The organism is Paenibacillus anseongensis, from assembly GCF_009757995.1.
Lineage (GTDB): Bacteria > Bacillota > Bacilli > Paenibacillales > NBRC-103111 > Paenibacillus_E > Paenibacillus_E chondroitinus.
Window position 1 is genome coordinate 145,263 of record NZ_WSEM01000007.1, and the last position, 20,032, is coordinate 165,294.

Below are 20,032 nucleotides of genomic sequence, written 5' to 3' on the forward strand. Positions count from 1 at the left end.
GCGCGCTCCGCGGCCTTCTCTTCGGCGGTCTTCTCCGCCGCATCAGCCGCGGGTGCTTCGCTCGCCGGTTTTACCTCAGAAGCAGGTGTCGACTGCTCTGTATTTCCTTCAGCCTTGGTCTCTTCCGCAGAGGCTGTCTGCCCGACCTCGACCTTCTCCTCCGGCTTCTTATCCTCACTCATCGGTTGATCACCTGCTTACCGGTCTTCGCCTCATAGCGAATCTTCTCTTGAAGCTTGTTGATTCCGTAGATAAGTGCCGCTGGATTCGGCGGACAACCAGGTATGTACACATCAACCGGAACGATCTGATCTACACCTTTGACAACGGAGTACGATTTCACATACGGTCCACCGGCAGTCGCGCAAGAACCCATAGCGATAACCCATTTCGGCTCCGGCATTTGCTCATAAAGACGGCGCAGCAAAGGAGCCATTTTCTTCGTAACTGTCCCTGCTACAATCATGACATCGGATTGCCTAGGGGACGTACGGAAGATGACTCCAAAACGGTCTAAATCATAATGCGATCCGCCCGTACCCATCATTTCGATAGCACAGCAAGCAAGACCAAACGTTAAAGGCCAAAGTGAATTACTGCGAGCCCAAGCTTTCACCTGCTCCAGTGTTGTCATAAATACGTTGCGGTTTAACTCTTCGCGTTCTTCTGGGGAGATCGACTCTAGACTGAAGTCCATTGCAGCACCTTCTTCTTCCAAGCGTATATTAATCCTATGGCTAGCAAGGCTACAAAAATGCACATTTCCACTAAAGCAAAAAGTCCTAGCTGATTAAAAGCAACAGCCCAAGGATACAGGAACACGGTCTCTACATCAAAGATGACAAACATCAACGCAAACAAATAATATCGAATGTTAAACCGGATTTGCCCTTCACCAACAGGCTCGTTCCCACTCTCATACGTCGTATACTTCTCCACAACGGGTTTGCTCGGTCTTAACCATTTGCCTATCGTAAGCGCTGCCACCGGGAGGAAAATACCTAACCCAAGAAAAATCGCTACGATTACATAGTTATTTGTGTACATCATCTGAATGTAACCGCCTCCATTCTTATTTACTTTCTCAAATCATTGATTCAAATTGGTAATAATCACCTTCAATATTATACCAAAAGAGCTCAGGGGAGTCGATGACTAATTCCAAGCCCTCATTTTTTCATACTTTGTGAGTAGAATTTCCATAACTTTCAAGAATAATCCGTTTATAAGAAAAAAGCGACGGAACCTGAGTCCCATCGCTTCTTTGATCTATTATTTGCCGGACACGCTGATCCGGTTCAATGCTCTTTGCAAAGAGGCTTCCGCACGTTTGAAATCAACGTTATCTTGCTTCGAATCCGCAAGACGTTTCTCCGCACGTTCTTTCGCTGCTCTCGCACGATCTACATCGATTTGTTCTGGCAGCTCGGCGCTTTCCGCCAGTATGACCACTTTGTCCTTACGCACTTCCATAAATCCGCCGTTCACTGCGATGATCTCGTCTTTGGAGCCCTGCTTCTTCACAGTAATCGAGCTAATTTTCAATGGAGTCACGAGTGGAATGTGGTTCGGCAGAATTCCAAGCTCCCCTTCGACACCCTTTGCGACTAACATGTTCACTTGTTCAGCGTACACTTTGCGCTCAGGAGTAACAATTTCAAGTAGGAATGTACTCACTTGGATTCTCCTTCCTCAGCTAACGCGAAGTTTACCAAAGGTAACCTTACAGCGTTTTCGCTTTCTCGATTGCGTCCTCAATCGTACCTACGTTGTGGAACGCTACTTCAGGAAGGTTGTCGTGCTTACCTTCAAGAACTTCTTTGAAGCTGCGCACAGTTTCTTTCAATGGTACATACAAGCCTGGGAAACCGTTGAACGGCTCAGCAACGTGAAGCGGCTGAGACAAGAACAGACGGAGACGACGCGCACGAGTAACGACCAGTTTATCCTCATCGGACAACTCATCCATACCCAAGATCGCGATGATATCCAGAAGCTCTTTGTAACGTTGAAGAACTTGTTTAACACCTTGTGCTACTTTATAGTGCTCTTCGCCTAGAATTTCTGGCGTCAAGATACGGGAAGAGGAAGCAAGTGGATCTACCGCTGGGAAAATACCCGCAGCCGCGATGCTACGCTCCAAGTTCGTTGTCGCATCTAAGTGAGCGAACGCTGTAGCTGGAGCTGGATCCGTATAGTCATCCGCAGGAACGTAAATCGCTTGAATCGACGTTACGGACCCTTTTTTCGTGGATGTAATACGCTCTTGCAATTGACCCATTTCTGTAGCCAAAGTCGGTTGGTAACCTACCGCAGATGGCATACGTCCAAGCAAAGCCGAAACCTCGGAACCTGCTTGTGTGAAACGGAAGATGTTATCTACGAACAGAAGAACGTCTCTGCCTTCAACATCACGGAAATACTCAGCCATTGTCAAACCTGTCAAAGCTACGCGAAGACGCGCGCCAGGAGGCTCGTTCATTTGACCGAATACCATCGCTGTTTTCTCGATAACGCCGGAGTCTTTCATCTCGTGGTAAAGGTCATTACCTTCACGAGTACGCTCACCAACGCCTGCGAAAACGGAGATACCACCGTGCTCTTGGGCAATGTTGTGAATCAACTCTTGCATCGTTACGGTTTTACCTACACCCGCACCACCGAAGAGACCGATTTTACCACCTTTTGCGTAAGGAGCCATAAGGTCAATAACTTTAATTCCTGTTTCAAGAACTTCCGATTTCGTGGACAAGTTCTCGAATGCAGGAGCTTCTTTATGAATTGGACTAGTCAACGTGCGATCAACGTTTTCGATACCATCGATAGGATCTCCAACTACGTTGAATACGCGACCTAGTGTTGCAGCACCTACAGGTACTGTGATTGGAACTCCTGTGTCCGTAGCTTCAGCGCCACGTACAAGTCCGTCTGTGGAAGACATCGCTACGCAACGAACGAGGTTGTCACCGAGGTGAACCGCCGCTTCAACCGTAATCGTAACCGTTTGACCGGCTTCCGTTTTTTCAATCTTGATTGCATTCAGAATTTCAGGGAGTTGTCCGCGTCCGAACTCAATGTCGACGACAGGCCCTGTAATATTCACAACGCGCCCTTTGCTCATGGTTTCCCTCCTAAGAAAAGCTTCGCCTCTAAGCGAGGCGTTTTATCAATTAAGCGTTCGCGTTCGCGCCGCTGACGATTTCCGCAATTTCTTGCGTAATGGCAGCTTGACGTGCACGGTTGTATGCTAATGTGTAGCTGCTGATCATCTTCGTTGCATTTTTCGTTGCGGAGTTCATCGCTGTCATTCTCGCGCCGAACTCACTTGCTTTACCTTCCAATACCGCGCTGTAAATAATTGTTTCCGCATATTTAGGCAGCAATACTTCTAGAACGCCTTCCGCAGACGGCTCATACTCGTAGCTAGCCGTTGACGCGCCTTTTACTTCCTCCATAGGAAGCAAGCGAACCATGGTTGGTATCTGACTGATTGCATTTTGGAATTTGTTGTACACCAAGAACAATTGGTCGTACGCGCCCTTCTCAAAATTGGAAACAGCAGAAGCTGCAATCGATTTAATATCCGAGAACTTCGGAGAATCCGGAAGTCCTGTAACTTCTTGAACGATCTCAACATTACGTTTTTTGAAGAAGTTGCTACCTTTACGTCCGATTACGAAAACAGCATATTCCGAAGGGGATTGATGTTTTTCGCGAATCTCCGTCATCGCTTTCCGCAATACGTTCGCGTTGTAGCCTCCAGCCAAACCACGATCCGAAGTGATAACCAAGTAAGCGGTTTTCTTCACTTCGCGCGTTTGCAGCATTGGATGTTTCACACCTTTGGAGCCTGCAGCGATGCTAGCTACTACTTCTTTCAGCTTATCCGAATAAGGACGAGCCGCTTCAGCAGCTTGCTGAGCACGACGCAAGTTCGCAGCTGCAACCATCTCCATCGCACGCGTAATTTGCTTCGTGTTTTGTGTCGATTTGATTTGGCGCTTAATCTCGCGCATTCCTTTTGCCATACCTGTCACCTCTCTTTTGAGGCTTTGGAAAGCCTTCATTCGAAGGCCTGATCTCAGGCAGCTTACACCCAATCTCAGGCATATACGGAGTACCTGGCTTTTCACGAAGAAAAGCGCAGGTATTCAAATTTTATTCAGAAACTGCGAAGCTCTTTTTGAACGTGTTGATAGCATCAACCAGCGCTTTGTCGTTATCCGCAGTAATATCTTTGGTATCACGAATGCTGTTCAAAATTTCGGAGCGATTGGATTCCAGGTAAGCCAAGAATTGCGCTTCAAAACGAGTAACGTCTTGTACTGGAATATCATCTAAGTGGCCTTTAACAACCGTGTACAGGGAGCAAACTTGTTTCTCTAGGGAAAGCGGCTGATGCACGCCTTGCTTCAAGATTTCAAGTGTACGAACCCCACGATCAAGGCGGGCTTTTGTTGCTTTATCAAGATCAGATCCGAACGCTGCGAAGGCAGCAAGCTCACGGTATTGAGCCAAGTCTACACGCAGTGTACCGGCAACTTTTTTCATTGCTTTCGTTTGAGCGGAGCCCCCTACACGGGATACAGAGTTACCAACGTTAACCGCTGGACGCTGACCGGAGTAGAACAGGTCGGACTCAAGGAAGATTTGACCGTCCGTAATGGAAATTACGTTCGTCGGAATGTAAGCAGAGATATCGCCTGCTTGTGTCTCGATGAAAGGAAGTGCCGTAATCGAACCGCCACCAAGCTCATCGTTCAATTTCGCAGCGCGCTCCAGCAAACGGGAGTGCAAGTAGAATACGTCACCTGGGTATGCTTCGCGACCTGGTGGACGACGTAGCAAGAGGGACAACTCACGGTATGCAGCCGCTTGTTTGGACAAGTCATCGTATACGATCAATACGTGCTCGCCTTTGTACATGAAGTACTCACCCATTGCGCAGCCTGAGTATGGAGCCAACCAAAGCATTGGTGAAGGCTCGGAAGCAGATGCTGTTACAACGATTGTGTATTCCAAAGCGCCAGCAGCACGAAGTTTTTCAACAACGCCTACGACTGTGGATTGTTTTTGACCGATTGCAACGTAGATACATTTAACGCCGTTGCCTTTTTGGTTCAGGATCGCATCGATCGCAATCGCTGTTTTACCTGTTTGACGGTCACCGATGATCAACTCACGTTGACCACGGCCAACTGGAACCATCGCGTCAATCGCTTTGATACCTGTTTGCATTGGCTCATGAACGGATTTACGAGCCATAACGCCTGGAGCCATGTTCTCAACAGGGCGGAATTCAGTTGTAGCAATAGGTCCTTGACCATCGACTGGTTGACCCAAGGAGTTAACGACACGGCCGAGAAGGGCTTCCCCAACAGGAACCTCCATGATACGTCCTGTACGTTTTACTGGATCGCCTTCACGGATATCTTTGTAAGGTCCGAGAATAACGATACCTACGTTGCTTTCTTCAAGGTTAAACGCGTAGCCCAGAACGCCATTTGAAAACTCAAGCAGTTCGCCTGCCATTACGTTTTCCAAACCATGAGCACGAGCGATACCGTCCCCTACTTGAATGACTGTACCAACATCAACCACTTGCATATCGGATTTATAGTTTTCAATCTGTTGTTTAATCAATGAGCTGATTTCTTCAGGTTTGATACTCAACGAACGTCACCCCTATTCTTACAGTGCTTGTTATTAAACCAAAGCTTTGGATAGGCGGTCTAGCTTGCCTGCCAAACTTCCATCATATAAACGGTCACCAATGCGCACTTGGATGCCGCCGAGCAGCTTAGGCTCAACAACAGTCGCAACACGAATTGTTTTTCCCGTAACTTTGCTGAAATGTGATGCAATTTCCGCTTGTTGAGCTTCTGTCAGTGTAAAAGCGGAATAAATCGTTGCACTCGCTTGTCCAAGCGCTTCATTCGCAATCTTCACATAATCGCCTACAAGAACGGATAAAATCGCTTGTCTTCCTTTATCAATCAAGACCAGCAGCGTGTTCCACACCGGTTCGGAAACTTTGCCTTCAAAAATCTGCTTCAGCAGGTCCGTTTTGACGGTGTTCCCGATGTTCGGATGGTTCAGGAACTTCTGCAAGTCTGCATTGTCCCTAATCGCACTAGCTACAGATTTCAGCTCTTCTTCGACTTGGGAAATAATCCCCTTATCTTTGGCTACTTCAAAAAGAGCTCTGGCATAACGCTTCGCTACGACGATGTCACTCATACGTTGCCTCCTACCTCTTTGAGGTAATGCTCAACCAATTGCTCTTGTGACTTTTCGTCGATTTGCTTTTCAATAATTTTGGAGGCAATCAGAACGGACATCGCGCCAACTTGGCTGCGAAGAGCGGCAACCGCTTTGTTCTTCTCGTTCTCGATATCTTTCAAAGCTTCATCTTTCAGACGAGCTGCTTCTGCTCCAGCTGCACGAACAATATCATCAGCTTGTTTGGAACCTGTTTGTTTCGCTTGCTCGATGATATCGTAAGCTTCCTTACGCATTTGTTGCAGTGCTTGTTTTTGTTCCTCTAACAGTTGATCAGCTTGCTTGCGGCTCGCTTCAGCTGTTTGAATTTGATCTTTAACTAACTGTCTGCGTTTCTCCATCATGCCGAACAAAGGGCCGAACGCAAACTTGGAAAGTAGCACGTATAAAATTAAGAACGCGATAAGTTGAATCCAAAATGTGGACCATTCAATATGCAAGTAACGTCACTCCCTTCTGATAACGTGGGCAAAACGAAGGCGTGGTGGCGACTACGGCCATCCCCGCCAAACGGTTTCTTAAGCTTTCCCCATAAAGATGAACGCAAGTACCAATGCAACGACCGGCATTGCCTCTACTAGACCTACCCCGATGAACATAGTTGTTTGAAGCGTACCACGTAGTTCTGGTTGACGGGAAATACCTTCCAAAGCGCGACCTACGATCAAACCGTTACCAATACCTGCACCTAGTGCTCCTAAACCGAATACGATACCTGCTGCTACTAATGCTATTGCTCCCATTGATAAAATCCTCCCTTAAACTCTTAGGTTTGTTTTGTGTATAAGTGACTCGAGACTACCCGAGGTAAGTCTTACTCTTAATGTTCTTCATGGATTAACGTTTGTGAGATGTAAACCATTGTCAGCATTGTAAATACGAAGGCTTGAATAGCACCTACGAACACACTGAAGCCCTGCCATACGAAGAGAGGCGCAATTCCAAACCAACCAGCTCCGATGATGACAGATATCATAATTTCACCTGCATAAATGTTACCGTAAAGACGGAAAGCGAGCGTAAGCGGCTTTGATACAACTTCAATCAAATGAAGGATCAACATTGCCCCTTTGTACTCAAAGTAATGCGCGAAGTAATGCTTCGTGTTACGTGTTATGCCCAAGTAGTGACTTAGTACGATAACGATAACCGTCAGTGCTCCTGTTACAGCGATATCAGCTGTCGGTGATTTCCACCAAGACACATGATCTTCCGTCACGATCGAAAAAGGAAGGCCGAGCATGTTGCCGATAAAGATGTACATAATGAGCGTAAGACCAAGCGCGATAAAACCTTTGCCATGCTTAGAACCAATCGTACTTCCAATGATGCCTTCTACAAACTCAATCGTCCATTCCATGAAGTTTTGAATTTTTGAAGGATTCGTCACAGATGCACGGCTAGCCCCTGCGATTGCAAGAATAAGCACGATAATGGTGGTAATTCCGATCATCATAAGAGCTGATGCGTCGAAGTGAATACCTAACCACTCAAATTCTGGTACCTTATGTTCCATATTTCCCATTTTCACCCCTTTCATCGAATGGAATTACTTCTTAGACTTCCTAATAGAAAGAATACCCAGTACGAGTGTTGCCAATTGAGCAAAAAAGTATCCAACAATCGTCGTGGTTAAAGCGACATGTTCCGGATACCGAACGGCAACCAAACCTGCGAAGCCAGCAATTGCTGCTCTTGTCAGAAAACCTAGGGTCACCTTGCGCCCTTTCTGCTCTATCGCAGCTGCTGCCAACTTGTTAATTTTCCAGGCCAGAAACCTTGCATTGATCATGCTCGCCATAGATCCAAGCATAATGCCGGCAAAGTAAACCCGGTAATCGACAAGAAGCGCCCATGCAGCCAAACAAAAGGATAAAAAGAAAAGAAACACATTTTGAACCGTTTTCAGAGTGGCTGAAAATTCATCCATCATAGCCCTCCGTACCGCTTTATCATGAAGTAAATGCTAATGATTCCGGTTACAAGCCCGAGCAAAAATCCGCCTAACAACCAGAATTGTCCCCCTAGTACGCGAGTTAGCCAATCGCCGAACAAATATCCGGCTCCTAAACAAACTACAAGGTCAATGCCAATTGCACTAGTTAACGCTACTGCCCGCCACGGATTATCATTGGGATTTTGCCGTTTCATCGCATCCCTCCTGAAGGCTTTCCGCTGAGGAAAACCTGTTTCGTAGACATAGTGCTACGAATCCTCATTTATTGTATCGAAGCAGTGCGAGGTTTGTCAATTGACGAAACTTAACAGTCCTCGCAGCCCGAAAGCCCTCAGAGCCTTGCGGCTCTAAGGTTTGCGAGTTTCCAAACCAAACAGTCGAACTGTACGCTGTAGCGTTTGTCATGATTTTGTCACGGTTAGAATGTTTCAGGGCGCTCCGAGACCTTGCCAAAGTGATGCAGAATCGCTTGAACGATTCTTTGGGATGCTTTGCCATCCCCGTAAGGGTTGGCAGCTTGGCTCATTTTGTTGTATAAAACTGGATCTGTCAGCAGCGCGCGAGCACGCTCGTAGACCTTCTCCTCGTCTGTTCCAACCAGCTCCAATGTGCCCGCTTGGATGCCTTCCGGACGCTCTGTCGTATCACGGAGCACAAGTACCGGCACACCAAAGGAAGGCGCTTCCTCTTGAAGACCACCAGAGTCTGTCAGAATCATATGTGTCTTCGGATAGAAGTTATGGAATTCACTTGCGTCGAATGGCTCTACTAACTTAATGCGTGGGTGGTTGCCCAAAATTTCGTGCGCAGGCTCTTTGACAGCCGGGCTCGGATGCACCGGATATACGATTGCGATATCTTCAAATTCATCAGCGATACGCTTCACAGCACGGAAAATTTGACGGTGCGGCTCACCTTGAGCTTCACGGCGATGAGCTGTCATCAAGATCAGCCTGCGGCCTGCAGCCCACTCCAAAACCGGGTGCTCGAAAGATTCTTGCACGGTATATTGAAAGACATCCGTAACGGTATTCCCTGTTACATAGATTTGAGATTCCGATTTATTTTCTTTGCGCAGATTATCAGCCGATTGCTGGGTTGGCGCAAAATGCAGATCCGCCAAAACGCCTGTCAACTGACGATTCATTTCTTCCGGATATGGCGACATTTTGTTCCACGTACGAAGCCCCGCTTCGACATGTCCAACCTGGATTTGCTGCATAAATGCCGCATAGCTCGCAAGGAAAGTTGTCAGCGTATCGCCGTGCACGAGAATCAGATCCGGTTTTGCCTCTTGGAAGACCGGCTCCAAGCCTTGCAGCACGCGCATAGTAATTTCATTCAGCGTCTGACGATCCTTCATAACGTTAAGGTCATAATCCGGTGTGATTTTAAAAATATCAAGCACCTGATCCAACATCTGGCGATGCTGAGCCGTTACGCAAACGAGAGACTCGATATGTTCTGGATGCTTCTCCAGCTCCTTAATCAGCGGAGCCATTTTAATCGCTTCAGGTCTAGTACCGAAGATCGTAATGACTTTCAAACGTTTCATTGGTTCTTCTCCCCCATCGTCATAAGTCTATTATTTCGTGCCGAACAGACGATCTCCCGCATCTCCCAAGCCAGGTACGATATAGCCATGATCATTCAAGTAGTCATCCACGGCCGCCACGTAAATATCAACATCCGGATGCTCTTGTTGAACCGCTTTAATTCCTTCCGGCGCAGCAATTAAACACATCAGCTTCATTTGTGTACAGCCTCTGCGTTTCAATACTTCAATTGCTGCATTCGCTGAACCGCCTGTTGCGAGCATCGGGTCGATCACAATGAGCTCCCGCTCCAAGACATCCGTCGGCAGCTTCACATAATATTCGACAGGCTGCAGCGTGTCAGGATCACGGTATAGACCAACATGTCCTACTTTTGCAGCCGGGATCAGTTTAAGCACACCGTCAACCATTCCTAAGCCTGCGCGCAAAATAGGGATAAGGCCCAGCATTCTGCCGGAAATAATGCGGCAATCTGCCGTTGTAACAGGCGTTTTCACCTGAACATGCTCAAGCGGAATATCTCTCGTGATCTCGTAGGCCATCAAAGTCGCTACTTCGTCTACGAGCTCCCGAAAATCTTTTGTTTTCGTATTCTCATCCCGAATAAAGGTCAGCTTATGCTGAATTAACGGATGATCACAAATAAATAACTTCCCCATAATATCCTCCTAAAAAACCACAATGTTATATGTATTTTACCCATTTTAGCGTCAAGGTACGACAAACCTCGTTCATTATATCATATGTTATCCAACTTATCCTCCGAAAAACCAAACCTACCATGAATATCCTTATTTGCGTAAAAAACCGCCCGAGAGCATCTCCCAAGCGGCTTTGCATCCTATCTGTTTTAATCTTCCACTGGCCCCGGGTGGTACCAAATGTTTTTGAAGTCAAACCATCCCAGCGTGTTGAACGTTATGCCTTGTAAATGAGGGCTGTACACCAATTGCTGCGTCGTATGCAAGAGGAATAGGACGGCGAAATTTTTCGACACTAAATCTTGCATACCTCGAATTCGTTCCAGGCGCGCCTGTCTGTCGGGCTCATTTTCGATAGCCGCAATAGTCTCATCAAAAACTCGCCGCTGCTCATCCGTCGCACAAACACGTACCGCTAAATTTCCCACTTTATACATCTCGATTAGGCAGCGTGCCTCATCATCATCCGCAACAACTCCGCCTATGATAACATCGGCCTCTAACAGCAACGGTACCTTTGTCATTTGTTCAAACGTATAAAGCTTCAGAATAACTGGGATACCTACTTCCTGACAGCGAGCATGAATCCATTCGGCTTGAGGCTGATTCTTGAGCGTAAATGTCATGGTAATGGGTTCGCCATTATAACCGCATTCTCTAAGCAGCTCCCTTGCCCGCTCCGGCTGGTGATCCTCAGGTCCTTGCCCCGGCGAGTCCGTTGGCAAGAAATCGGCAGCTGGCCTTGCATGATAAAGGCCTAACTCCTTTATTAACCCACAGCGGTTCAAAATAAGCTGAATAGCCTGGCGAAATTCAAGGGCTTGCTGTGGCCCGTTTTTGCGAAGATTAAAAACAACCGTGCTAGACCCCAGCATCATCACTTCTTTTTTACACCAGTGTGCAGGGGCAGGCTGTTTATAATGGTTGAGTTTCCCCATTTGAAAGTTTAACTGCTGCCATCTTCGATCGCTGACGTTATCCGGAACATAAAGCAGCTCGATGCGATCCAAATGGGCGCCTTCCTTGTAGTACTCCTCGAAAGCCTCTAACGTCACACCACCCGCATCATGCCTCGTAATGCGGAAAGGACCCGTTCCAACGGGGAGCATGCTGGCGTCCGCTACCTTAGTTGCACTGTAAACATCTGCTGGGACAATCGCTGCCTGGTAGGAGCTAACATAATGCGGCAGCATATAATTCGGCGCAGCAAGTTCCATGCGAACCGTCAGCCTGTCGACGGCGCGAATATCCTTGACGGAATTCAACAGCCACCGATTCGGCGAATCCTCTGTGCCCAGTGAGCGCAGCCGGTTGAATGAAAACACAACATCGTCCGCCGTCAGCTCCCGGCCATGATGGAATCTCACTCTTTTCCGCAAATAGAAAGTCCATACCGTCGCATCCGCATTGCATTCCCACTCATGAGCCAAGCCAGGCTCCAGGCTGCCGCAAAGCGGATTGAAATAGAGCAGCGTGTCAAAGGCTTGCTTCACAAAATGCAGGTCCCGCGAGAACAGCACATCGACAGGGTCAAGCGTCAGCACGCGAATCTGCATCGGCAGCCTCAGCGTTTCAGGATTTCCGGAATCGCAATTGCCTTTATATCCGAAATAACTGCCGAGCCAGGCCAAGAACCGATCCATGACACTCCCGTCCAAACCTTCCATTTGAAACAAACTCATCGCATGGTTCAAGTTTCCTTGTTCAACATGGATCTTCGCTTCCGCCATCAGCACATCTTCCGCTGGAACCAGAAATCGAATCATCGAGCGGTGTCCACGGCCTCGTCCCGGCGTCCAGACGATCCAACCCATTTCGCTCATTTTGCGAATCAAAATTTTTACATTGCGCTCCGTACAATACAGGTAACCGGCAATTTCTTCTACGGAGACTGGCACGTCCATATACGTGTGGGGGATCTGTAAAACACGCGTTACTGATGTTTTCAACTGCGCATATTGTAAGGCAAGCTGCATGAAAGTCCCCTCCTTTACACGAATTACCAAAGAGTATAGTTGCGCCTTGCCATTTCGTCAACAGCCTGCAGGAGGGATAAAAGGTGAAAGTTTTCCAAAGCTCTGTACACTTTTTAACTCATTGTCATTTGTTATGATGGGGGAACAGAAATTGACGACACTAGGAAACAGGTGATGGCGCATGACATTCTTTCAATTCCATCCTAATGTGCGACTGCGCATTGCTCTAAGCTTTCTGACCAACATCCTCAGCAATATGGTTATTCCATTCATGTCGATTTACTTTGCACGTACACTCGGCACAACCATCGCCGGCACAGCGACAACTATCTCCATTGCTGTGGCTCTAATCAGCGCCACGATCGGTGGTCATTACGCAGACCGGGTCGGCCGCAAAAAAATGATGCTTATCGGGGAAGGCGTTGCCCTTCTGGCTTATACGATCATGACCTTCGCTAATTCGCCAATCTGGCATTCCGCAGCACTGACGCTCATCATGACAGTGATCAGTACGGCCTCTTGGGGCCTAAGCAAACCTGCTGTTGAGGCCATGCTGATTGATGTATCAGGACCTGATACCCGTAAAGCCATCTATCGGATAAATTATTGGTCCAATAACCTGGCCATTTCCGTTGCAGGGATGATCGGCGGTTTCTTCTTTAGCGACTATCTCTTTGAGCTTTTGTTCGTTGCTAGCGGAATGTCACTTGTTGCGCTGCTGGTGACCGCCTTTTTCATGACAGAAACGATGCCGGCCGAGGTGACTAGCGGGGAGGAAGAAGCGCACCCTTCTAAACGTATCTCGATGTATCACCGTTATAAAGAGGTGCTGAGCGACCGCAGATTCCTCATTTATCTAATCTCGAGTGTGCTCATCGTATCCGTAGAAATGAATTTAAACGGGTATATCGGCATCCGGCTCGCTCAAGATATTCATCACACGCCTTGGTTTCCCGGTATGTCCGCCACCATCGACGGTCTGCCTCTCGTTGGCGTTCTACGCACAGAGAATACACTCGCCGTCGTGCTGCTCTCCCTCTTTGTTGGGCGGCTGCTCAAGGGAAACTCCGACACCAGGATGATGCTGTTCGCCATGTTTCTGAACGTAGCCGGCTATACATATCTCGTATTCGGTAGTCAACCGATCATGCTCATGCTGCTAATGCTTGTTGCCACCATAGGTGAGCTGACCTATGTGCCTATAAAACAAGCGCTGCTTGTACAGCTTGTTCCCGATCACGCCCGCAGCTCCTATATGGCGCTCAGCAGCATGACGAACCGCGTTGCCATTATGCTTAGCGGACTAAACATGATCATCGGCGGTTTTCTGCCATCCGGGGCCATGGCGCTGTTTATTCTGCTAACCGGCGTCGCGGGCATTGGCTTGATGGCGACCATTCTGCCGAGCCTGAAGGAAGCAGAGCAGAAGGTACATCATGCGGCAGTATAAAAAAAGGGCTGTACCAAGAGGTCTTAGACGACCTTCTGGTACAGCCCTTTCTATTTTGATTAGTAAGTTAAACCTGCGTACAACGGATATTGCGCCGTCAAATCTTTCACCATGCCGCGAGCTTTCTCAAGAACAGCCTCATCTTTCGGGCTTTTCAATGTAATTGCAATCACTTTCGCGATTGTTTGCATCGCTTCTACGCCCATGCCGCGGGATGTTACAGCCGGTGTGCCCAAACGGATACCGCTTGTGATGAACGGGCTTGTTGGGTCGAAAGGAATCGCGTTTTTGTTCGCTGTGATACCAATCTCGTCAAGTACGTGCTCAGCATCTTTACCTGTGATGTTCAGGTTGCGCAGATCAACCAGCATCAAGTGGTTATCCGTACCGCCGGAAACAAGGTTAATGCCTTCAGCTGTCAATGCAGTCGCCAATGCTTGCGCGTTGTCGATGACGTTTTGACCGTAAGTTTTGAATTCCGGTTGCAGAGCTTCACCGAAGGAAACGGCTTTTGCAGCAATCGTATGCATCAAAGGACCGCCTTGGGAACCAGGGAATACAGCTTTATCAATCGCAGCTGCCCAAGCTTTGCGCGTAAGAATCATACCGCCGCGAGGACCGCGAAGCGTTTTGTGCGTTGTAGTTGTAACGAAATGTGCATGCGGCACTGGGTTCGGGTGCAAGCCAGCAGCAACTAGACCGGCAATATGCGCCATGTCAACGAAGAACAATGCGCCTACATCGTTAGCGATGGATGCTAGTGCTTCGAAATCAATCGTGCGCGGGTAAGCACTTGCGCCAGCAACTAACATGCGAGGCTTATGTTTGAAAGCCGCTTTACGAACATCGTCGTAGTCGATGCGGAAATCTTTTTCACTTACACCGTAAGCCACGAAGTTGTAAAGAATACCGGAAGCATTAACAGGGCTGCCATGTGTTAAGTGACCGCCGTGTGCCAGGTTCATACCCAGAACAGTGTCGCCAGGGTTAAGAGCTGCCAAGTATACAGCCATATTCGCTTGTGCACCAGAGTGCGGTTGAACGTTCGCATGTTCAGCTCCGAAAAGCTCTTTCGCGCGGTCGCGAGCGATATCTTCTACGATATCTACGTATTCGCAGCCGCCGTAGTATCTTTTGCCTGGGTAACCTTCTGCGTATTTGTTAGTCAGTACTGTACCCATCGCTTCAAGCACAGCTTGGCTAACGATGTTTTCAGAAGCGATAAGCTCAATTTTGTCGCGTTGACGACCAAGTTCTAGGTTCATAGCTTCTACGATTTTTGGATCTTGTTTACTTAGAAAGTTTGTCATATGGAATTCCTCCTAAAAGATAATTTATATCTATAAGTTAACCTAGCAATCCGCATCTGGCGCGGCTTGCTGATAGAGCTGCTCGGCAGCCTCAGGTGTGTAGACAGCTCTTGTTCCGCCAATCAATTTAGGCCGTGTAAAAGCCATGGTCACATAGGCATGACCCATATTCCGCACGGGCGGCCGTGCTGGCACAGCAACCCGCCGCAAATGCATCCCGATCAGCGTACTGCCAATATCGATCCCGGCATGCGCTTGGATCGTCTCGACAACTATGGGCTTTGTGAAGTGGCGGTAGGCGTAGGAGGCCATAGAACCGCCGGCTTTTGGCACGGGAATCACCGACACAGGCTCAAGCTGAGGGGAAATCGCGAAGAGATCTTCCTCGATGACAAGCGCGCGGTTCAAATGTTCGCAGCACTGAAAAGCCAAGTGCAAACCGAACTCGCGGCTAATGCGCTGCGCCGTTTCAAAAATCGGCCGCGCTGCATCCAACGTCCCCGACGTCCCAATCCGATGACCGAGAATCTCACTCGTGCTTGTACCAATGACCAGAATGTGACCTGGCCGTAGATTGCCCACCTTTACCAACTCGCGAAGATTTGCTTCCAAATCTTCTGCAATCGTGTGAAGTATGGAATTTGTCATGGTGGCCACCCTTATGGATGAATCGCGAAGCGATCTTCGATGCTTTGCACCTTGTTAATGCGGTTCTGGTGACGGACACCTTGGGAAAACTCTGTTTCCAGCCAAATTTTCACGATTTCCTCGGCAACACCCGGTCCGATGACACGCTCGCCTAAAGCAAGTACATTCGTATCATTGTGCTCCCGTGTGGCTTTAGCAGAAAATAGATCATGAACCAGCGCGCAACGGATGCCTGGAACCTTATTCGCAGCGATCGACATCCCGATGCCTGTTCCACAGATCAGAATTCCTTTGTCTGCTTCCCCGGAAACCACATCTTCACAAACCTTCAGCGCATAATCCGGATAATCAACGGAATCTGCACAGCTGCATCCATAATCTATGACCTGATGGCCCAAGGATTCAATAAAAGGAATAATAACATCTTTCAAACGATAGCCTGCATGATCCGCACCTAACGCAATTTTCATGGATAGAACGCTCCTTTGCTTGTTCGAATTCGACCCTTCTATTATATCCCAAAGTCCACCAGAAAACGAAAAAAAGAGCGGACACGCTGAAATAGCGCGTTGCTCTTTTGCCCAGGCGACCGGCCGTATAGCTCAATGCTCCATTGTGGTTACTCCCACTCGTCGCCAGTTACATTGAGTCTTGCTTGATAAATCCATCTTATCGCATTATGCACGAGGTGTAAAGATGTCTTTCGCAAATCATTTCCCAGACTGCGAATCCTCTTTCCGCTCGCGCAGCTTTTTAACCAATTTATCTAAACTCCCGCTGATTTCATTCGCTGTTTGCCGGTAAACCTCTATAGGGCCTCCGAACGGGTCAGAAATATCGTAATCCGGAATGGCATCTTCCAACAGATAAATCCGATTTCGTTCTTCAACGGTTACTGTTTGTGAAAGAGCCTGCTTAAGCTGAAGCTCCGTGACCAACTTCTCTCTCTCCTCAATCGCTTGAAGGATACGCTGATCGTCCTCTACATATTCTTTGAGTGTAAAAATCTTATCAATGGCGCCCGGATACCGCTGAATAACTGAACGTTTATGCCCCATCGTCATTGTCAAAATGAGATCAGCCCACTTCACCTCAGACTCCTGAATCGCTAGTGAACGAATGGGCTCTTTGAACCCTGCCTCCTGCAGCAGTGTCGCACTATTTCGGGAGATCGAAGCGCCCGTCATCGCGGATACGCCAGCTGAACGAACTTCTGCCGCAAGTCCTTCTTGGTGCACCCTGATACGCAGCAAACCTTCGGCTAATGGACTGCGGCACGTATTTCCTGTACAGACAAATAGAATTCGCAACATGAGACCCTCCTCAGAGTTTTGCATAGCAAAACTTTCTTCGTAAGCGTAGGCTGAGTTTTGTGGTAACAAAACTTTCTTCGTAAACATAGGCAGAGCCTGCTCCGCCTCTATTGTATCATAGCAAAAACTTGATCCCAAACGCGAGCAGAATTAGCCCGCCAAACGCTTCGCCATATTCGCCAACCCAGCCGTTCACCCGTCTGCCAACCAATAAACCAGCTACAGAGAGTAGCGCTCCGAACAAACCAAATACAAGCACGGTTAACAGGATATCCGTCGCAAACATGCCTAAGGATACACCTACTGAGAACGAATCTATACTTACACTAAGCGCAAAAATCGTAAGCCCCCATAAAGATCTATGATCAAAAGAGGTTGCTTCCTCTCCACGGATCGAACTATACACCATATGGGAGCCCAAAAGAATGAGCAAACATCCGCCGGCGGCAGTAGCCACATTGCCAAGCAGAAGCGAGACATATTGTCCCATAAATATGCCCATTAACGGCATTATGATATGAAAAATACCGATCACCATGCTTATTTTAAAAATATCCAATAAGCGAATCCCCTTCATGCCGATACCGATCCCTAAGGAAAAAGCATCCAAACCCAAAGCTATCGCCATGATGAAGATAGTGATGAGCTGCCCAAATTCAACACCAGTTACGAGCATAAGTGCTGTCCCCCTTGTCCGCTTTCTTAACCAAGATATGCGGACAAACTGGGAATCATGCTAGCTAAACACGTACAAGCCGGTGACCGGCTGCCTTGCGCAGGCGGTTCATAATGGCCTGACCAATCCCCGTTTCCGGGCAGCCTTCTGCAGCAATATATTCAATCCCTTGCTGATCAAATCGCCTTAATGCAGCGTAAAGCTCCTGAGCAATCTTCTCTGGTTCTGCTAACGAGCCGCAGGCAATGACCAAATCAGCTTCAAACAGAAAAACCCTTTCCTCAAAAGTAAGAATTCCCGTTGATTCCCCTCGTTCTTTAGCGGCTTGAATGTCACGCTGAATCCAAGCGGCCACTGCTTCAGCATTGTCTCCGTATACAATATGCATGTATCCCTTCGGCGCATAATGTGTGTACTTCATCCCCGGAGCACGAGGCGTTTCTGAAACCTGCACATCTTCCCGCTCAGGCTCATGAATTCGAATAGCCGGCAGGGCGGACTGCAGCTGCTCTGCCGTAACGCCGCCTGGACGCAAAATATACAGCTCACCATCAACAAGCTGAATCACCGTCGACTCAACACCGACCCCCGTGCCGCCGCCATCCACAATACCACCGATTCGACCGTCCAGATCTTCTTCAACATGTGACGCCAGCGTTGGACTCGGTCGGCCAGAACTGTTGGCGCTTGGGGCTGCGATAGGAAGTGCTGCTTTCCGGAGCAGCTCCAGAGCAACAGGATGATCAGGTATACGAATGCCTACCGTCTTAAGACCGGCAGTCACCAACGGCGAAATGCCGCCTGTTTTCACAGGCAGCACGATGGTAAGAGGCCCAGGCCAGAAAGCTTCCATAAGCCTACGATGATCAGGCGTGACACTATCAGGTTCAATGAGAGCTGAGAGCTGCCCCGCATCCGCTATGTGGACGATCAATGGATTATCCGACGGCCGTCCTTTTGCTGAGAAAATACGCTCTACCGCAGAGGTATTCGTAGCATCAGCACCAAGCCCGTATACCGTTTCTGTAGGGAAAGCTACGGTATCCCCGTCCCGCAAAAGCGCTGCGGCATCTGATAATTCTTCCCCCCTGCTACCTACCGTATCCGGGTCTACTTTCCAGTACTTTGTCACGATCTATCATCCTTACTTCCAAAATGAATTCAAGTTAACTAAACCATGATACGATTTTTTTAGTCATTTCCCAGATGAAAAACTTCACTTTAGGCTGCGAGTCTTCAGTCGCATCAGCAAGGACAGGCTGCGCTTGCGCTTCCATACTTGCTTTCTGCTTAACCGTTGGCTGGGCTGCTTTACTGTCTTTTGCTGCAGGTGCAGGTGTAGACGAAGTTTTCAATTTGTCTTGGCCTTCTGTTTTCGCTACAACAGCGGCGGTTGCCACCGCTTCTCCTGAAACAGAATCTACAAAGCAAAGCGGTGGAAACAACACGCACCACCAATTCTGACCTTCCCCGCTGCCAATCGTTACACGAAGCGCCTCATAGTCACCCGCAGGGTAAACTTCATTTCCATACATTTTTGTAGGAAAAGGGACTTTGCCAAGTTCAACCGTATGAGTATAACTGTAGCCACGAGCTTCAATCATTTGTCCAACAAGTTCATCGAACTCCGGCAAATGAGCCAATACTACCGCTCTTGCTTCATCCAAGGAATGCGGGCCAACAACCCAACCCTGCATACGCTCAATAATCGCATCGCGAATTTCGCGTTTCAGTGCTTGATCCTGCGCCGAATCCGAGTTTGCTAGAATACGCAGGCGAATAGATTCTTCCGGTATAGTAGGCGAAATTACCGCCGCATTCGTACGATTGGATTCCCAACTAGTTATCATAACAATAAGTGCAAAAGCCACGAATAATAAGTGCTTGAATGAATGGCGATCCGTTCTTTTTACCATGAGGAAAAGCCCCTTTCCCTTCGCTTCTACTAGCCAGTATAGGCAAAAAGAGGAGAGGCTAAACCTAGCAATCTATTTAAATTTGGTAGATTTGATAGAGTTGGGATTCAGTTAACTGCCAATTAACAAAATCCCTGTCAGGTCCTATCTTTAGCGGAACCAGAGAACGCTATTTCGGGAAAAATGGGCTGTTCCTTCTCTGAACCGAACTACAGGGTCTTATTTAATCCCCATAGAGCGTCAATCG

Annotated in this window: 23 protein-coding genes and 1 riboswitch; of the genes, 1 reads left to right on the forward strand and 22 read right to left on the reverse strand. The window is 48.1% G+C overall.

The genetic code is table 11. The features are described 5' to 3' along the window. Nucleotides 1-178: 178 nt before the first annotated feature. From GON05_RS07695 to GON05_RS07765, 15 genes are all read right to left on the reverse strand, one after another. Nucleotides 179-697: a NuoB/complex I 20 kDa subunit family protein gene (locus tag GON05_RS07695; RefSeq protein WP_127453417.1), complete on the reverse strand. Its 519-nt coding sequence runs from the start codon at nucleotides 695-697 to the stop codon at nucleotides 179-181. Further along, nucleotides 682-1,047 carry an NADH-quinone oxidoreductase subunit A gene (locus tag GON05_RS07700; protein ID WP_127453506.1) on the reverse strand — a complete coding sequence of 122 codons (366 nt, stop codon included), beginning with the start codon at nucleotides 1,045-1,047 and terminating at the stop codon, nucleotides 682-684. The genes GON05_RS07695 and GON05_RS07700 overlap by 16 nt, the downstream gene beginning before the upstream one ends. Before the next feature lie 225 nt (nucleotides 1,048-1,272). Further along, nucleotides 1,273-1,677, reverse strand: a complete 405-nt coding sequence (locus GON05_RS07705; RefSeq protein ID WP_181646574.1) for a F0F1 ATP synthase subunit epsilon — start codon at nucleotides 1,675-1,677, stop codon at nucleotides 1,273-1,275. Between the two features lie 46 nt (nucleotides 1,678-1,723). Beyond that, a complete protein-coding gene (gene atpD, locus GON05_RS07710) occupies nucleotides 1,724-3,121 on the reverse strand; it encodes a F0F1 ATP synthase subunit beta (RefSeq protein WP_127453420.1) in 1,398 nt (465 codons plus the stop codon). Between the two features lie 49 nt (nucleotides 3,122-3,170). Then, entirely contained in the window at nucleotides 3,171-4,028 is an 858-nt protein-coding gene (atpG, locus tag GON05_RS07715; protein WP_157318565.1) for an ATP synthase F1 subunit gamma, read from the reverse strand. A gap of 130 nt (nucleotides 4,029-4,158) precedes the next feature. Then, nucleotides 4,159-5,673, reverse strand: coding sequence for a F0F1 ATP synthase subunit alpha (gene atpA / locus GON05_RS07720; RefSeq protein ID WP_157318566.1), 1,515 nt, complete (start codon nucleotides 5,671-5,673; stop codon nucleotides 4,159-4,161). Between the two features lie 33 nt (nucleotides 5,674-5,706). Continuing rightward, the gene (locus GON05_RS07725; RefSeq protein ID WP_157318567.1) at nucleotides 5,707-6,240 is read right to left on the reverse strand and encodes a F0F1 ATP synthase subunit delta; all 534 of its coding nucleotides are present in this window, start codon (nucleotides 6,238-6,240) and stop codon (nucleotides 5,707-5,709) included. Then, entirely contained in the window at nucleotides 6,237-6,722 is a 486-nt protein-coding gene (gene atpF / locus GON05_RS07730) for a F0F1 ATP synthase subunit B (protein WP_145668580.1), read from the reverse strand. Before atpF ends, GON05_RS07725 begins: the two co-directional genes overlap by 4 nt. 78 nt (nucleotides 6,723-6,800) lie before the next feature. Further along, a complete protein-coding gene (gene atpE, locus GON05_RS07735; RefSeq protein ID WP_028556930.1) occupies nucleotides 6,801-7,025 on the reverse strand; it encodes a F0F1 ATP synthase subunit C in 225 nt (74 codons plus the stop codon). A 77-nt stretch (nucleotides 7,026-7,102) separates the two neighbouring features. Continuing rightward, nucleotides 7,103-7,798 carry a F0F1 ATP synthase subunit A gene (gene atpB, locus GON05_RS07740; RefSeq protein ID WP_157318598.1) on the reverse strand — a complete coding sequence of 232 codons (696 nt, stop codon included), beginning with the start codon at nucleotides 7,796-7,798 and terminating at the stop codon, nucleotides 7,103-7,105. 33 nt (nucleotides 7,799-7,831) lie between these two features. After that, nucleotides 7,832-8,212, reverse strand: coding sequence for an ATP synthase subunit I (locus GON05_RS07745; RefSeq protein WP_127453431.1), 381 nt, complete (start codon nucleotides 8,210-8,212; stop codon nucleotides 7,832-7,834). After that, the gene (locus tag GON05_RS07750) at nucleotides 8,212-8,433 is read right to left on the reverse strand and encodes an AtpZ/AtpI family protein (protein WP_127453433.1); all 222 of its coding nucleotides are present in this window, start codon (nucleotides 8,431-8,433) and stop codon (nucleotides 8,212-8,214) included. Before GON05_RS07750 ends, GON05_RS07745 begins: the two co-directional genes overlap by 1 nt. 224 nt (nucleotides 8,434-8,657) lie before the next feature. Further along, the gene (gene wecB, locus GON05_RS07755) at nucleotides 8,658-9,794 is read right to left on the reverse strand and encodes a non-hydrolyzing UDP-N-acetylglucosamine 2-epimerase (protein WP_127453435.1); all 1,137 of its coding nucleotides are present in this window, start codon (nucleotides 9,792-9,794) and stop codon (nucleotides 8,658-8,660) included. 30 nt (nucleotides 9,795-9,824) lie between these two features. Next, nucleotides 9,825-10,454, reverse strand: a complete 630-nt coding sequence (upp, locus tag GON05_RS07760; protein ID WP_127453437.1) for a uracil phosphoribosyltransferase — start codon at nucleotides 10,452-10,454, stop codon at nucleotides 9,825-9,827. 191 nt (nucleotides 10,455-10,645) lie between these two features. Further along, nucleotides 10,646-12,472, reverse strand: a complete 1,827-nt coding sequence (locus GON05_RS07765; RefSeq protein WP_157318568.1) for an ABC transporter substrate-binding protein — start codon at nucleotides 12,470-12,472, stop codon at nucleotides 10,646-10,648. 181 nt (nucleotides 12,473-12,653) lie between these two features. Between GON05_RS07765 and GON05_RS07770 the strand changes: the two genes are divergently transcribed. After that, the gene (locus tag GON05_RS07770) at nucleotides 12,654-13,922 is read left to right on the forward strand and encodes an MFS transporter (protein ID WP_157318569.1); all 1,269 of its coding nucleotides are present in this window, start codon (nucleotides 12,654-12,656) and stop codon (nucleotides 13,920-13,922) included. Between the two features lie 59 nt (nucleotides 13,923-13,981). Here GON05_RS07770 and GON05_RS07775 read toward each other — a convergent pair whose 3' ends face one another. From GON05_RS07775 to spoIIR, 7 genes are all read right to left on the reverse strand, one after another. Continuing rightward, nucleotides 13,982-15,232: a serine hydroxymethyltransferase gene (locus GON05_RS07775; protein WP_157318570.1), complete on the reverse strand. Its 1,251-nt coding sequence runs from the start codon at nucleotides 15,230-15,232 to the stop codon at nucleotides 13,982-13,984. Nucleotides 15,233-15,274: 42 nt separating this feature from the next. Continuing rightward, nucleotides 15,275-15,880, reverse strand: a complete 606-nt coding sequence (locus GON05_RS07780) for a TIGR01440 family protein (RefSeq protein WP_157318571.1) — start codon at nucleotides 15,878-15,880, stop codon at nucleotides 15,275-15,277. Between the two features lie 11 nt (nucleotides 15,881-15,891). Then, on the reverse strand, nucleotides 15,892-16,350 hold the full coding sequence (gene rpiB / locus GON05_RS07785) for a ribose 5-phosphate isomerase B (protein ID WP_157318572.1): 459 nt from the start codon (nucleotides 16,348-16,350) through the stop codon (nucleotides 15,892-15,894). Nucleotides 16,351-16,452: 102 nt separating this feature from the next. Next, a riboswitch (ZMP/ZTP riboswitch) is annotated at nucleotides 16,453-16,533 on the reverse strand. 57 nt (nucleotides 16,534-16,590) lie between these two features. Further along, the gene (locus GON05_RS07790) at nucleotides 16,591-17,193 is read right to left on the reverse strand and encodes a low molecular weight protein arginine phosphatase (protein WP_157318573.1); all 603 of its coding nucleotides are present in this window, start codon (nucleotides 17,191-17,193) and stop codon (nucleotides 16,591-16,593) included. Nucleotides 17,194-17,308: 115 nt separating this feature from the next. Further along, nucleotides 17,309-17,869, reverse strand: a complete 561-nt coding sequence (locus GON05_RS07795; protein WP_246069054.1) for a manganese efflux pump MntP — start codon at nucleotides 17,867-17,869, stop codon at nucleotides 17,309-17,311. A 64-nt stretch (nucleotides 17,870-17,933) separates the two neighbouring features. Then, nucleotides 17,934-19,001, reverse strand: coding sequence for an L-threonylcarbamoyladenylate synthase (locus GON05_RS07800; RefSeq protein WP_181646575.1), 1,068 nt, complete (start codon nucleotides 18,999-19,001; stop codon nucleotides 17,934-17,936). Between the two features lie 34 nt (nucleotides 19,002-19,035). After that, nucleotides 19,036-19,785: a stage II sporulation protein R gene (spoIIR, locus tag GON05_RS07805; protein WP_157318574.1), complete on the reverse strand. Its 750-nt coding sequence runs from the start codon at nucleotides 19,783-19,785 to the stop codon at nucleotides 19,036-19,038. Between the last annotated feature and the right edge of the window lie 247 nt (nucleotides 19,786-20,032).

Excerpts from the sequence above, each read along its gene's own strand:
- GON05_RS07695 (WP_127453417.1), bottom strand. The coding sequence starts at position 697 with ATGGACTTCAGTCTAGAGTCGATCTCCCCAGAAGAACGCGAAGAGTTA.
- GON05_RS07700 (WP_127453506.1), bottom strand. The coding sequence starts at position 1,047 with ATGTACACAAATAACTATGTAATCGTAGCGATTTTTCTTGGGTTAGGT.
- atpD (WP_127453420.1), bottom strand. The coding sequence starts at position 3,121 with ATGAGCAAAGGGCGCGTTGTGAATATTACAGGGCCTGTCGTCGACATT.
- atpG (WP_157318565.1), bottom strand. The coding sequence starts at position 4,028 with ATGGCAAAAGGAATGCGCGAGATTAAGCGCCAAATCAAATCGACACAA.
- GON05_RS07725 (WP_157318567.1), bottom strand. The coding sequence starts at position 6,240 with ATGAGTGACATCGTCGTAGCGAAGCGTTATGCCAGAGCTCTTTTTGAA.
- atpE (WP_028556930.1), bottom strand. The coding sequence starts at position 7,025 with ATGGGAGCAATAGCATTAGTAGCAGCAGGTATCGTATTCGGTTTAGGA.
- atpB (WP_157318598.1), bottom strand. The coding sequence starts at position 7,798 with ATGGAACATAAGGTACCAGAATTTGAGTGGTTAGGTATTCACTTCGAC.
- GON05_RS07745 (WP_127453431.1), bottom strand. The coding sequence starts at position 8,212 with ATGGATGAATTTTCAGCCACTCTGAAAACGGTTCAAAATGTGTTTCTT.
- GON05_RS07750 (WP_127453433.1), bottom strand. The coding sequence starts at position 8,433 with ATGAAACGGCAAAATCCCAATGATAATCCGTGGCGGGCAGTAGCGTTA.
- wecB (WP_127453435.1), bottom strand. The coding sequence starts at position 9,794 with ATGAAACGTTTGAAAGTCATTACGATCTTCGGTACTAGACCTGAAGCG.
- upp (WP_127453437.1), bottom strand. The coding sequence starts at position 10,454 with ATGGGGAAGTTATTTATTTGTGATCATCCGTTAATTCAGCATAAGCTG.
- GON05_RS07765 (WP_157318568.1), bottom strand. The coding sequence starts at position 12,472 with ATGCAGCTTGCCTTACAATATGCGCAGTTGAAAACATCAGTAACGCGT.
- GON05_RS07770 (WP_157318569.1), top strand. The coding sequence starts at position 12,654 with ATGACATTCTTTCAATTCCATCCTAATGTGCGACTGCGCATTGCTCTA.
- GON05_RS07775 (WP_157318570.1), bottom strand. The coding sequence starts at position 15,232 with ATGACAAACTTTCTAAGTAAACAAGATCCAAAAATCGTAGAAGCTATG.
- GON05_RS07780 (WP_157318571.1), bottom strand. The coding sequence starts at position 15,880 with ATGACAAATTCCATACTTCACACGATTGCAGAAGATTTGGAAGCAAAT.
- rpiB (WP_157318572.1), bottom strand. The coding sequence starts at position 16,350 with ATGAAAATTGCGTTAGGTGCGGATCATGCAGGCTATCGTTTGAAAGAT.
- GON05_RS07790 (WP_157318573.1), bottom strand. The coding sequence starts at position 17,193 with ATGTTGCGAATTCTATTTGTCTGTACAGGAAATACGTGCCGCAGTCCA.
- GON05_RS07795 (WP_246069054.1), bottom strand. The coding sequence starts at position 17,869 with ATGCTCGTAACTGGTGTTGAATTTGGGCAGCTCATCACTATCTTCATC.
- spoIIR (WP_157318574.1), bottom strand. The coding sequence starts at position 19,785 with ATGGTAAAAAGAACGGATCGCCATTCATTCAAGCACTTATTATTCGTG.